This window comes from Arthrobacter sp. ISL-85, from assembly GCF_018613675.1.
In the GTDB taxonomy this organism is placed as follows: domain Bacteria; phylum Actinomycetota; class Actinomycetes; order Actinomycetales; family Micrococcaceae; genus Arthrobacter.
Map to the genome: position 1 here is coordinate 1 of NZ_JAGGPQ010000002.1, position 12,686 is coordinate 12,686.

At 61.6% G+C, this 12,686-nt stretch carries 12 protein-coding genes and 2 pseudogenes; 4 read left to right on the top strand and 10 right to left on the bottom strand.

Annotated features, from left to right (window positions below):
- Nucleotides 1-57: 57 nt before the first annotated feature.
- From J7I84_RS21370 to J7I84_RS00875, 6 genes are all read right to left on the bottom strand, one after another.
- Nucleotides 58-918, bottom strand: coding sequence for a carbohydrate ABC transporter permease (locus J7I84_RS21370; protein ID WP_214939332.1), 861 nt, complete (start codon nucleotides 916-918; stop codon nucleotides 58-60).
- Nucleotides 915-1,847: a carbohydrate ABC transporter permease gene (locus J7I84_RS00855; protein WP_251045892.1), complete on the bottom strand. Its 933-nt coding sequence runs from the start codon at nucleotides 1,845-1,847 to the stop codon at nucleotides 915-917. Before J7I84_RS00855 ends, J7I84_RS21370 begins: the two co-directional genes overlap by 4 nt.
- Nucleotides 1,848-1,895: 48 nt before the next feature.
- Complete coding sequence (locus J7I84_RS00860; RefSeq protein WP_214939335.1) at nucleotides 1,896-3,152, bottom strand: ABC transporter substrate-binding protein; 1,257 nt, start codon at nucleotides 3,150-3,152, stop codon at nucleotides 1,896-1,898.
- Between the two features lie 878 nt (nucleotides 3,153-4,030).
- Nucleotides 4,031-4,405, bottom strand: coding sequence for a hypothetical protein (locus J7I84_RS00865; RefSeq protein ID WP_214939339.1), 375 nt, complete (start codon nucleotides 4,403-4,405; stop codon nucleotides 4,031-4,033).
- Nucleotides 4,406-4,691: 286 nt separating this feature from the next.
- On the bottom strand, nucleotides 4,692-5,687 hold the full coding sequence (locus tag J7I84_RS00870) for a zinc-binding dehydrogenase (RefSeq protein ID WP_214939341.1): 996 nt from the start codon (nucleotides 5,685-5,687) through the stop codon (nucleotides 4,692-4,694).
- Nucleotides 5,680-6,306, bottom strand: a complete 627-nt coding sequence (locus J7I84_RS00875) for a TetR family transcriptional regulator (RefSeq protein ID WP_214939344.1) — start codon at nucleotides 6,304-6,306, stop codon at nucleotides 5,680-5,682. Before J7I84_RS00875 ends, J7I84_RS00870 begins: the two co-directional genes overlap by 8 nt.
- A 66-nt stretch (nucleotides 6,307-6,372) precedes the next feature.
- On the opposite strand from J7I84_RS00875, the gene J7I84_RS00880 reads away from it, so the two are divergent.
- The 4 genes from J7I84_RS00880 to J7I84_RS00895 are packed head-to-tail and all read left to right on the top strand — an operon-like array spanning nucleotide 6,373 to nucleotide 9,909.
- Complete coding sequence (locus J7I84_RS00880) at nucleotides 6,373-6,759, top strand: MmcQ/YjbR family DNA-binding protein (protein ID WP_214939347.1); 387 nt, start codon at nucleotides 6,373-6,375, stop codon at nucleotides 6,757-6,759.
- Nucleotides 6,760-6,776: 17 nt separating this feature from the next.
- Nucleotides 6,777-7,115: an MmcQ/YjbR family DNA-binding protein gene (locus J7I84_RS00885; RefSeq protein WP_214939350.1), complete on the top strand. Its 339-nt coding sequence runs from the start codon at nucleotides 6,777-6,779 to the stop codon at nucleotides 7,113-7,115.
- Nucleotides 7,112-8,449 carry a replication-associated recombination protein A gene (locus tag J7I84_RS00890; RefSeq protein ID WP_311381032.1) on the top strand — a complete coding sequence of 446 codons (1,338 nt, stop codon included), beginning with the start codon at nucleotides 7,112-7,114 and terminating at the stop codon, nucleotides 8,447-8,449. The genes J7I84_RS00885 and J7I84_RS00890 overlap by 4 nt, the downstream gene beginning before the upstream one ends.
- A 20-nt stretch (nucleotides 8,450-8,469) precedes the next feature.
- Nucleotides 8,470-9,909 (top strand): carboxylesterase family protein, encoded by a 1,440-nt coding sequence (locus tag J7I84_RS00895; RefSeq protein WP_214939353.1) that lies wholly within the window; start codon nucleotides 8,470-8,472, stop codon nucleotides 9,907-9,909.
- Between the two features lie 452 nt (nucleotides 9,910-10,361).
- Here the strand turns inward: J7I84_RS00895 and J7I84_RS00900 are convergent, their stop codons facing one another.
- The 4 genes and pseudogenes from J7I84_RS00900 to J7I84_RS00910 all read right to left on the bottom strand — a co-directional run bounded on the left by J7I84_RS00900 (nucleotide 10,362) and on the right by J7I84_RS00910 (nucleotide 12,666).
- Nucleotides 10,362-10,598, bottom strand: a complete 237-nt coding sequence (locus tag J7I84_RS00900; protein WP_214939356.1) for a hypothetical protein — start codon at nucleotides 10,596-10,598, stop codon at nucleotides 10,362-10,364.
- 669 nt (nucleotides 10,599-11,267) lie between these two features.
- Nucleotides 11,268-11,492 (bottom strand): annotated as a pseudogene (locus J7I84_RS21965) (IS256 family transposase); the annotation flags it as partial.
- A gap of 137 nt (nucleotides 11,493-11,629) precedes the next feature.
- Nucleotides 11,630-11,771: pseudogene (locus tag J7I84_RS21375) on the bottom strand (sugar phosphate isomerase/epimerase); the annotation flags it as partial.
- Nucleotides 11,772-11,916: 145 nt separating this feature from the next.
- Nucleotides 11,917-12,666 carry an SDR family NAD(P)-dependent oxidoreductase gene (locus tag J7I84_RS00910; RefSeq protein ID WP_214939359.1) on the bottom strand — a complete coding sequence of 250 codons (750 nt, stop codon included), beginning with the start codon at nucleotides 12,664-12,666 and terminating at the stop codon, nucleotides 11,917-11,919.
- Nucleotides 12,667-12,686 lie beyond the last annotated feature (20 nt).

A 12,686-nucleotide genomic window follows, 5' to 3' on the forward strand; every position in this document is an offset into this window, starting at 1 on the left:
CGGTCATGCGGCGTGCCCTTTCTAGGTTGGGCCTGGGCAGCAGAACTCCTGCTGTAGTTATCCCTTGACACCGCCGGACGTCATGCCGGCAACGAACCAGCGCTGGAAGGCCAGGAAGATTGAGAGAACGGGGATGAAAGCAACAACGATGAATGCGGCGAAGAGTCCCCAGAAGCTGCCGAAGCCAGTGGTTATATAACGCACGATGCCGTTTTGGACGGTCTTCATGTCTTCCGTGGTGGCGAGGACGGTGCCTACAAGGAAGTCGTTCCAGACAAATACGAAGATGAAGATTGCCACAGCAGCGATGCCGGGACGGATGAGTGGGAGGATGATTCGCCACAGGATCTGTATCCGGGAGCAGCCATCGATTGCGGCTGCTTCCTCAATCTCCACAGGGATGTTCTCGATGAAGTTGCGCAGAAACAGGATGGTCTGTCCACAAATGATGGCCGTGTAGACGACGATCAGCATCGGGTAGGTGTTGATTAGGGCGGTTTTGACGAACATGGAGTACAGAGCGATGAAGACCACGATCGCCGGGACCATGGACAGCACCAGAATGCCGGTCATCAAAGCTTCCATGCGGCGGCTCCGGTACCTGGTAGCCACGTATGCCGCCGGGATACTGATGGCGAGAGCGAGCACGATCGAGCCGCCTGCATAGATCAGAGAGTTGGCGAAGAAGCGGATGTTGGTTGGGGTTAGCAGACCAACGTAACCCTCGGAGGAGAACGGGTCTGGTATCCACCTAGGCGGGAACTCAAGGGTATCCGAGGCGGTTTTGAGCGAGGTGGATACGATCCATGCAACAGGCGGTAGAACGACCGCGGCGGAGAGGACGACGTATGCCCAGGCCGGAACCGCCCGAAGGGCCGCGCCGACGCCGCCTCTACGGCGCGCGGTTGTGGTACTCACAGGCTTTCCTTCCGTCGGAAACGAATCGCGACAAGAGTAAGGACAATGTTGACGGCAAAAAGGAGGATGGCCGTTGCTGATGCCCCGGAGAGATCGAACTTGTCGAACATCTGGTTGTAGACCCGCATTGACAGCGTCTCGGTTGATCCGAGGGGGCCACCTCGTGTCGTCACCAGGATGATGGTGACCATCTGTACATAGAGCATGAGAAGAACGATCACCACGGACACGATGGTGTTGCGCAGGTGAGGTAACGTGATGTTGACGAATGCGTGCCGGATGCCTCCGCCGTCCACTTTGAGGCTTTCATACAACTCCCCTGGAACGGTTTGAAGGGCTCCCAGGAAGAGGAGCATGGCCTGCGGGTAGGACCACCACGACGTCATCAGAGTCACGGCGACGAGTGCACTGGTCGGTGATGAAAACACGTCAGTGGGACCGAATCCGAGGGACCTGGTGATGGCGGAGGCTGGACCGTAGTTCGGGTTGAGGAACCAAAGCCAGATTGTTCCTGCTGTGGCCTGTGACATCAGCCACGGCAGTAGGAAGAGGCTCCGGACGGAGCGCTTGAAGCGGTGGAGGTTGTTCAGCACGATCGCAGACAGAAGCCCTGCCGGCAAGGCGATGACCAAGGCACCGAGCGAGAATACCAAGGTTGTCCAGATGCGACTGGGCAGGTCAGAATCCGAGAACAGCCGGACGAAGGAATTGAGACCTGAGAATTTGCCGATCTGGTAGTAGGAAGTCTCGTGGAGGGCCGTCCACGCGGTGTAGATGAGCGGCCCCACAAAAACAAACAGGAAGACAGCGCTGACGGGGACGACGTAGAGCCATACCTTCCGGTCCCTGCCGGCCCGGCGAGAAGCTTGGGTGCCTGAGGGGGAAATTAGGGTGTGGCGTGAGGTGCGGGTCGGGCTTTTTGTTGACATTATCTGTCCCTTCCGAGGGGAGCCCGATTTCTCGGACTCCCCGACCGGCTACTTCTTGTTGGCCGCATCCTGCGCGGAATGGATAAAGTCGCTCCCCGACGAGCCATTGAGGATCACTTTCTGCCCGGCCTGGGAAAGCCCTCTGGCCAGCGAGGTCCAGTTGCTGGAGTATGTGCGCGGTTTGCTATTGCTCTTGACGTAAGCAGCGATGTCATTGACTGTTTTAGCCTCAGGCGAGGAGAAATACGGTTGCTGGTAGGTGGCGGCACGGGTGGGTACCTCGCCTCCGGTTGCCATCCGTGCAGCGGCTTCCGGACCGGTCATGTACTCGATGAACTTCCAGGCCGCCTCAGTGTGTTTGCTGCCATTGCCTATCCCCAGGGTCCACCCAATGGTGGTGCCCGTGGTATCTCCGGTGCTTGCTTTGGGCAAGGCTGTCCACTTAAGGTCCGGATTTTGCGAGGCATACGAAACTGCGCGTTCCGTGCCCATGATTGCCATCGCTACCGTACCGCTTGCCATGCCGTCAGCTACGGTCCCGTAAGTATCCGAAACGACGTTGCTTCCCAGAGCTTTTGCGTCCCGGAGTTTGGTAAGGAAGTTACCAAACTCCTCGCCCTTGGATGTCGCGAAATCTGCTTGCCCATCCTTGTTCCACATTTCTTGATCGACCTGCGTCATGAAGCAGTCGAAGAACGTGCCGATAATGGCTGAGTTGTCACTGTCCGAGAACCCGGTTCCGAAGCCGGTGAACCCGGCTGCGGCAGCTTTCCGTGCAACGTCGACAACCCCGTCGTAGGTGGTAGGAACGGTCGCGCCGATCTGAGAAAGGATCTTCTGGTTGTAGTAGAGGGCGCAGGTCCGGTACTCATACGGAACGGCGACCTGCTTGCCGTCAGGACCGGCAAGAGCGTTGGTCGGGCGCAGCCAGTCAGTCACCTTGGAGGCCGCATCAGGCAGCGGGGAGTAAACGCCGGCAGATGCCATCTGGGGAACGACGGGGGTGTACATCTTGAAGACGTCAGGAGCCTGACCAGCTGCCGCAGCCTGCGGCAGCCTGTTCAACATATCGCCCAGTGAAACAACGGACAGGTTGATCTTGATGTCCGGATTTGCCGCCTCGAAATTGGCAACGTTTTCCTTCAGGGCTTTAGAGCGCGGATTAGCCTGGCTGGGATCGAGGAAGTCCCAGTAATTGAGCGTCACCGGCCCCTCAGATTGCGGAGTTGAGGGGGAGCAGCCGCTGAGGGCAAGGCTAGCTACGACTGCTGTAACGAGCGCAAAGCCCCATCGCTTCTTGATCATGAATCTCTCCTGTGTGCTGGGTTGCGGATGCATGTCGTACTCAAAACGACGCCTGCTCAATGTGGGGCTACCGAAGGTCCGTGGATAAGGCATTTGATCATCGAGTCTCTCCTTTGAGATCGGTTGCATTTGAGAATAGTGAGATCGATTGCTGAGATCGGTTGCAATAAACATAGGGCTGCTGGAAGCCTCTGTCAAGGATTCTTTCGGTGCGGATCCTGGGGGGTCGAGTGGATCGTCATCGAACATTTCTGGTTTGTGTTCTGCGATCGGGCTCAGCATCCGTTTCTTGCTTCCTTAGTGCATGGCTGTAGGGCCCTGATCTGAGCCGAGAAAGCTGAGTATTACTCGCACAACGTCGCTTTTGTTGGTTCGCGGCTCTACGATGAACCCGCGTCAACTGTGTCAGGCGGTTTTGACGTCACGTTGGGCTGTGCCCCATCTTGCCGCGTCCCGGACTGCCGAGGCGGAGGGTGCCTCATGCCATGCCATCGCGGTATCCAGATCTTCACTGTATTGGACTCTGGTTCGGCCTTAGTCCGGCGTGAGATGGGTTAGGCGGATATGGACGTCGGGGCTTTTTCGATGATCCGCCGTGGAACTGCCCGTTCTGGTGCAGCCAGAGGAGAGATTCGTCGTGTGTGGCGCATTCGACTGTCCCAAGGTCGACCAGTTGCCCGCGATGATGGATTTCGACCAGGCAGCCTGTCAACGCGCACCAATCGTCTACGGGTTGCCAGCTACTAAGGGTTGTCCCAGCGCCGGTCGCGAATGGGTTCAGCATGATTTCGTTAAAGTTCACGTGTTCCTGCCTCTTCCTTTTCTGGGGGTTTTAGTGTCTGGTTGTTGCCGGGTGCTGTGAGCGTTCCTCAGCGGGGTCAGGGCTTCGGTTGTGATGGACCGGCGGCACTGGCCGACGCTGCGGCTGTGTGAACTGGTTGTTCCGCGGCTTGGATAAGTTGGGCGAGGAATGGATTCCGCGCTGCCTGGTCCGAGTAGCTGGCAGGGTCTGCGAGGCAGGCGGGGCACCAGTGGCCAGCGGTCAGGACCAGTCGGGGGCTGGCATCGAAGGCATGACCGAATGCGCACCGCCATTCGATGGGCTTGGTGAACTGCCCAGGGGCCATGTCCTGCGTCAGCACTTGTCCGCCTCTGAATTCGGCGGCAGAGCCGTAGTCCGTTGCCGTCCATTCGGATGGTTTCTTGGCTTCGTCGTATCCGTGGTCGAGCAGGACCGGTGTCCGGTCAGGCACAGGGCGGCTCGAATGTGGCCCAATCCCAATCGTGTGCCAGTCGGACGATCTTGCGTACGCTGCCAACGTTGACCTTGCGCGAGATCGGTATGCCGGCTGGCCAGGGGAGAGACCACCGCCCCCACATGGTTGGCACCATCGCCACTGGCCTGGACCTGATCGCGGCCGCCGGTGATCCCTTCACCATGACCATCGAGAAGTGCAGACCAGAACCTGCTCCGGGACGATAGCGATCCCGTATCCTTCCGCCATTTGATGGAAGAGTGCGCGATCGGTGTTCATCTACTCAGGTGGCGGCGAGAACGACGACATTCTTCCCGGGTCGCCGTTCGCCCTCGAAGGCCCGATGGGCGGTGGCCACCTCGTCGAGTCCCGAATACACGCCCGCGATAACGATCTTCAGGGTCCCTGCCTCGATCGTCGCGAGGTAGCGGGCGAGTGCGTCTGCGGGGAGGTCTGACGCGCGGCCTGCGTAGCTGGTGAGGTGGACACCGTTGGGAATCTCGAACGGGGAGAACTGCGCGATAGTCCACTCGTCGGCGAGAGAGCCGACAAAACACACTGTCCCACCCGTGCGGATGAGGGTGAGCATTGCAGGCAAAGAGCGGGCGCTAACGAACTCGAGAACCCCATCGACTCCCGTCGGAGCAATCTCGGCCACCGTTTCCGAAAGTCCCTCGTCGTCGATCAGGGCGTAGTCGGCGCCGACGCCCTTCAACAAATCGATGCTAGCCGGAGCACGGGTGGTCGCGATGACCGTTGCACCGAGCTGGTGGGCGATCGCGATCGCGGTGAGCCCCACGGTAGAGGTGCCACCGTGGATGAGAATGCGCTGTCCGGCCGTCAGCCGCAGCCCGGTGGCGATCGCCCCGTGCGCGGTTTGCAGCATCTCTGGAAGCGCGCCGACGACATCCCATCCCAGGTCCGTCTTGAACGGGATCACGTTCGCTGCGTCGACGACGGTGTACTCGGCGTAGCTGCCGTCGATGGTTCGGCCGAGACCACCCATCAGGGTGGCGACTTTCTGCCCGGGAGCGAGGTGGACGCCGTCGCCGACGGCGTCCACGACACCGACGGCTTCGATGCCCAAGATCCGGGGCAAGGAAAAGTCGGGACCGGATTCACCCTTGCGGCTCGTCACCTCGGACTCGTTGACCCCGAACGCCATCACGTGAATACGCACCCATCCCGGGCGCACTTCGGGGATCGGTACGTCACTGACGATGAGACCGTCGATGTCGACGGGGCCCGTGAGCCGGATCGCGCGCATCGTCTCAGGCATTGTTCTGCTCCTTTTCGTGGAATGGGTGACCCGGTGCGGGGAGGTTGACGAGGGCTTCGAAGGCTTGGCGCACGGTGAGTTCGTCGAGTGCAGTGTCCGGATGCGCCAGGCGGTGGCTCCACCAGCCCCAGAGCAGGGCGTTGATTGCAAGCGCGGTGCTATTCGGGAGGACGCGGTGGAGCGTCACGAGGGAGTCGTCTTCAACTGCTTGAAGGACGTCGGCGACCTTCGGGTTTCGTGCACCGTAGTGGCGTATCTCCGCATACAGGCGGATGTCGTCGAGAGTGGGGCTCGTTGCGCCGATCGTCGCGTCGACGAGCACGTCAACGACGTCGTCCCGGGTTTGTGCCTCACGGAGTGGGTCCGCGTAGCGGGGTTCGAGATCGCTGCGGGTCGTGTCGAGCGCACTAAGGATGAGCCCCTCGAGGGTGGGGAAGTAGTACGTCATCGATCCCAGCGGCACTCCGGCGTGCGCGGCGATACCCCGATACGAGGCCGCCTCCATGCCACCGGCCCTGATCACGTCGAGCGTCGCTTGCAGGATCCGGGCGCGACGTCCGGGATCGTTCGGTTTCCCTCGGCGCATCTTCTTCTCCCATGTCTGAGCTAGTGCGTACACTTGTACGTAGCTTAGTGCGTACGCGAGTACGTACCGGTTTTCAATCTAGTCCAGGAGGGGCACCGTATGAATGGCGAAAAACTGCAGGAGCATGCCCGGGCACGAGCCCAGGAGCTCCCCGGCGCGAATCTGGAGCATCCGTTCGGGCCCGGTTGGGAGGTCTTCAAGGTGCGGGACAAGGTGTTCATGCTGCTCACCGAGGTGACCGGGGAGCCGATCGTCATCCTGAAAACGGACCCAGCGGACGGGATGGCGCTTCGCGAGCAGCACGCCGATATCACCCCCGGGTACCACATGAACAAGAAGCACTGGATCACACTGCACCCCTCCGGCGACCTGCGGAAACAGATGATCGACGACCTGGTCACGGAGTCATATTTGCTCGTCGTTGAGAATCTTCCGCTCGCGAAGCGGCCGGTCGACCCTGCCACGTTCGGACGGGATACGAGGTGACACTCTCCGGGACGAGATTGCAGCAGATCGCCCGCGACACCGCCGCGGCCCTTGGGGACGTCAGCAATGGCCGGCCGTTCACACCCCACCTCGAGGTGTGGAAGGTGCAGGACAAGGTGTTTCTCATTATCACCGAGGACGACCCGGATCAACAGATCATCACGGTCAAGGCCGACCCACACTACGTCGACGCGCTTCGCCACGAACACGACTCGATCACCCGTGGGCACTACCTCGACAAACAGCACTGGATCTCCGTCGGACCCGGCCCCGGCGTGACTAAACGACTCGTCGAGGATTTGGTGCAAGACTCCTACGACATTGTCTCCGGCCACCACCCGGAGCAGCGATCGTGAGCGGGCAGCCCCTGTCGCTGTTCGAGATGGACGATTCCTCCCGGCCGCTTGCCGATCGGTTGCGCCCGCGCACCTTGGCCGACGTCGTGGGCCAGGACCATCTCCTTGCAGCAGATGCCCCGATCGGGCGCATGGTGGGCGCGCAACGACTCGTGTCGATGATCCTGTGGGGACCTCCCGGCTGCGGGAAGACGACCATCGCGCGGCTCCTCGCCGAGCAGACAGATCTCGCGTTTGAACCGCTGTCCGCGACGTTCTCCGGGGTGGCCGACCTCCGGAAGGTGTTCCAGGCGGCGAAATACCGAGGAGAAATCGGGCAAGGGACCCTGCTGTTCGTCGATGAGATTCACCGCTTTAACCGCGCCCAACAGGACTCGTTCCTGCCCTACGTTGAAGACGGCACCATCGTCCTGGTCGGAGCCACCACCGAGAACCCCAGCTTCGAACTCAACGGCGCACTGCTGTCCCGATGCCAGGTGTTCGTTCTGAAGCGCCTCGACGAGACAGCTCTCGAAACCCTCATCGGCCGCGCCGAAGAACGCATCGGTGCACCGCTCCCGCTCGATGTGGACGCCCGGCAGTCGCTCGTCGCGATGGCCGACGGTGACGGTCGATACCTGCTCAACATGATCGAACAGATACAGAACCTCACCGAACCTGTTGACTCAGCCACGCTCGCTGCCGCGGTGCAGAAACGCGCACCGCTCTACGACAAGGCCCAGGAGGGCCACTACAACCTCATCTCCGCGCTCCACAAATCGATGCGCGGCTCGGACCCGGACGCCGCCCTGTACTGGCTGGCGCGAATGCTCGACGGCGGAGAGGACCCACTGTTCATCGCCCGCAGGATCACCCGGTTCGCCACCGAGGACATCGGCATGGCCGATCCGAACGCGATCCAGCAAGCCCTCGCTGCATGGGACGTGTACGAACGGCTCGGCTCCCCGGAAGGGGAACTCGCCATCGCGCAAGCCGTGCTCTATCTGGCGACGGCCCCGAAGTCCATTGGCGTGTACCGAGGCTTCAACAGAGCCCACGCTGCGGCGAAACGCACCGGGTCGCTGATGCCGCCTGGGCACATCCTCAATGCCCCCACGCGTCTGATGAAGGACCTCGGCTACGGCAAGGGCTATCAGTACGACCCCGACACAGACACCGGTTTCTCCGGCGCCGACTACTTCCCCGACGGCATGCCCCGGCAGACCTTCTACGAACCCACCGCCAACGGGTATGAACGCGCCATCACCGAACGCCTCCAGCTCTGGGCGCAACAACGCTCCGCCAGCCCAGGCGCTTCTACCGGCGATAACTCCACAACCCCCGAAACCGACTGAGCTCTGGAAAGGACTCACCCATGACCGACACCACCGGCACCTTTACAAATGAACACGCAGTTCGCTCCTGGCTTGGCATTCCCTACGCCACCGCCGAACGCTTCCGCCGCCCCAGCCTGCTTCCCTTCAACCCCGACCTGCCCTACGACCAGAAAGGGCCTGCACCGCTTCAAGCCGGGGACACCAGTTGGCTCGAAGCCGACAACGGCTTCAGCGAGGACTGCCTGAACCTCAACGTCTGGGCACCCGAAGACTCAGGCGACAAGCCGCTTCCCGTGATCGTCTACATCTTCGGCGGCGGATGGATGCTTGGCGCGAACACGCAGACCACCTCGAACGCGTCCGGCCTCGCCGCAACGGGACGAGCGGTCGGAGTTTCCATCAACTATCGGCTCGGAGCGTTCGGATGGCTGTCCCTTTCCCACTACGGCGGCGCACTCGCAGAGGCCACCAACCTCGGCCTGCAGGACATCATCGCCGCGCTGCAGTGGGTCCGCGAGAACATCGCCCGATTCGGCGGCGACCCCGACAACGTCACCGTCACCGGCCACAGCGCCGGCGCCTACTCCACCCTCAGCCTCCTCGCCGCACCCTCCGCCGACGGCCTCTACCACCACCTCGCCGCGTTCTCCGGCATGCCAGCACGCCAGGTGCCGGCATGGGGAGCAGAAGAACGCGCCCAGGCGGTCCTCACCGGACTCGGATTGCAGGATGACCCCGAGCAGCTGCTGAACGTCGACGCGGACCTGCTCGCCGAGGCGATGGCTGCGACGCAGTCCAAAGACCCTGGGGCCGCGCACGGCGTGGACAACGATCTCGTCGCCATCGTCGACGATCGGACCCAGCCCAACGGCGTCCTCGCCGACCTTCCCATGCACGTTCTCCAGTCCGGCCGACACCGTGACGTGGACATCCTCTTCAGCAGCACCACCCATGAGCTCGACTGGTGGGTACTTCACAAGACCGAGGACTTCGATCCCGGCAGCATCGACGCCCTCGTCGCCGAGTTCGCCAACAGCAACCGCATCCCACGCAGCCGCGCCCGAAAGATCATCGCCGCCTACGACGTCGACGGGCGCACCCCCGTCCAGGTCCGTGGAGCCTTGCTCACCGACTTCTCCTTCACCCTGCCCCAGGCCCGCGGAGCACTCGCCCACGCCGCGGCCGGCGGAAACGCACACCTGATCGCCGTCGGCCCCGTCGAGGGAGCCCCCGCCGTCCACGGCACGGAGATGTACGGCATCGTCGGCCAGATTCGGCCTGACACCAGCGAGGAGCAAGTTCTCCGCGACACCTTCGTTCGGGACGCCCTCCTCGCCCTCGCATCGGGCAACAGCGATGAATTGTGGGAACCGGTGACCACCATCCCCACCACAAAGGGCATCGGCAACATGCCCTACGACGCCACCACCCACGCCACCAACGTGCTCGAGACCTTCAGAGGAATCGACCGCCCATAGCCGACCTGTACCTGCGCCGCGGATGCTTCTGGGATCCGCGCCCGAGGATCGATGCTGCCGAACAGGCCGACAGCGCGCGACACCGGTTCAGGGCATCTGCTCCGAAGCCGCTATATAGCACCGGGAGAACACCGCCAGGCCGTGCTCGTGAGCATTAACGCGAGAAATTCTTACACCTCAGTGGTGACCCTTTTTACAGGCACTCCACCGGCGCTTTGCGAGAGCCGATAATGATGATTCTGTATGGCTGATACAGCGTGCTTCGCCCCGCCAGTCGCGCCGGCAGGGGAGGGGTTCCCCGGTTTGGCCTGCCTGGCGCAGGTACTGGTAGAGCGTCTCTCTGCTGAGCCCGTAATTCCTTCGGAACCGGTGCCGCGGGCTTGGGTGCCCGATCCGGCGGGGTCGCGTCGCGTTGGCGGGCGTGGCAGTGCCTTCGCGTTGCCGCTCTCTAGTCAAGGCAAGCGTAAAAAGCCGCTGGACTCAAACGCCTTATCCATCGCGTTAGGTGTTAGTAGTCCGTAGTTAGGTCGAAGTCCTGCGGGGCCCTTGCCCGTGATGGCGGCGGCGGCGCGTACTGCTTCCGGTATCTGTTCGATCTTGCCGGTGCGAACCGCTAGTTCGGGTATCTCTATGGTTTTGACCATGAAAAACCCATCTGAGGCGCTGGCAATATATGCGGTCAGCAGCAAGCCTTCCCCTTTCGGGTAGCAACACGAACAAGGTTATCGCGCACCTGCCACTCCAACTTTTGCCGTGCGCAGGCGGTTCCTTTGGGTTCGTTCTGCCGCTTGGCACGGAGGGGCTATGCGCGGATCATCCGGTCGTTTCGTACGGCATGGTTCCTTCCCTGTGCCTTTGCCAGATATAGCGTTTCGTTAGCGGCGCTGTACGGGGAACGGCAGGGCGGTAGGTCAAAAATAGAACAGGAAGATCAGAGCCAGGGCCGTAAGGCCAAAAGCTCCGCAAGGTCGCGGTATCCAAAACCATATTTGGGGTTTCCTACGGGCCGGGGCTGGCGCTGACACGCCAGTATCGCGCTGCCGGCCTGGTTCCCCGAGTCCGGCCTTTCGCTAAGCAGCACCACCGGGAACCAGGCCGCAGGGGTCGAGGGGACTTGGCCCCTAAGAGGCCGAATCGGAGGGTGAGCGCCCTGCTTTCCGTTGCGGCCCTGACCGGGGGAGTACCTCATGCCCTGTGAACACGCCCTCGTTCCGCTCTCGGGAACAACCCCCGGCGGTTGGCGCCGGCCCACCCTACTTTCTTTTCCACCCTTATTTTCCACGCTCCCGCAGTTGTCGATGCCACGGGACAGTAGGAGGCTGCGTTGCCCGTGCTGCCAGGATAAGGTCGGTCTGCTCGGCGCAGTCCGTCATCTCATAGAAATGCATGGTCAGCCGGGGCGCCAGGGCCAATGAAGACTCTTGCCCGTTGGTCAGCATCTTCAGCAGCCCGTCAGGGCCGGTCAGGGACAGGCCCTGTTCCTTGGCCATCCTCACCAGTTCACGGGCGGCCTCGGCCTCGGATTTCTCTGTCGGTTTCTCAGGGGTTTTCGTACTCGGCACAGCCTCAAGTGTTGCGGTCATATCGGGCTCCTCCCCGCCAGGCTCACCGCCCGGCTTGTGGAGCCGGATACACCGTTAATTCCACAGTCCCCGCCCGGCAAGACCTTAGCGTCGTATATTCGACTTTTTCACAAGTTTCCCCTTGTTGTCCTTGTTCAGGGGCCGTCCTTGATGTGGATGAACTTCACCCGGTCGCCCAGCCTGCACAGCAGTTCCACGGGGTCCTGGCTGCCAGTAGCTGTCCACTTCCAGGACCAGTGCCGGATCCAGCAGGGACTCGAAGTACTCCAGGCCGGTGCGGGGACCTACCTGTTGCGGCCCAGGAAGAACAGCCGTGGTCAGTTTTGGGATGACCGGGATCGGCCAACGAGGAAACAGGTTCCCGGGCAGACACTCTGTCCACGAACTACCGTGACGGCCCTCCCTTAGCGGCAGAGGACCGGCGTCAGTAGGTGGACCGGCCACCGGAAATGTCAAAGGTGAACCCGGAGGTGAAGCTGCATTCATCGCTGACGATCCAGCTGACGAGGGCGGCGATTTCCTCAATTTGCAGGAACCGGCCCATGGGGATCTTGGCCTTGCTGGCTTCAATGTGTTCCTGGGTCATTTCCTTGAAAAGTGCAGTTTCCGTAATAACGGGTGCGATTGCGTTGACGGACACGCCGTCAGTAATGAGTTCTTTGGCAAAGGCCTTGGTGAACCCGATTACCCCGGCTTTTGCCGCGGAATAGGCGGCGATGTGTGGGTTGCCGTCTTTGCCGGCCATGGAAGCGATATTCACGATCCGCCCAAATCCGGCCGCCCGCATGTGAGGAGCAACCGTGCGGGATGTGTTAAAAACGCCCGTTAGGTTGATGTCGATAACGCGCTGCCAGGCCTCGGGATCGTAGTCCCATACGGGGGCGACCGGTCCGTTGATGCCAGCGCCGTTGATCAGGAAGTCGATACGGCCGGTAACGGCGAGTGTGGCACGGCAGGCTTCTTCGACCGATGCCAGGCTCGAAACGTCCACGGCCTGTATTAGCGCCGGTTTGAAATCGTTGAGTGTTGGGTCGAAGTGGCAGGGATCGAGGTCCCACACAACGACCTCAGCCCCCTCCCCTTGAAGCCTTTCGCCAATGCCGCGTCCGATCCCGCGGGCGCCCCCGGTGATGACAGCTGTGCGCCCCTGATAGTGGTAATCGATCTTTGACATTATGCGTCCCTTCATCGCGA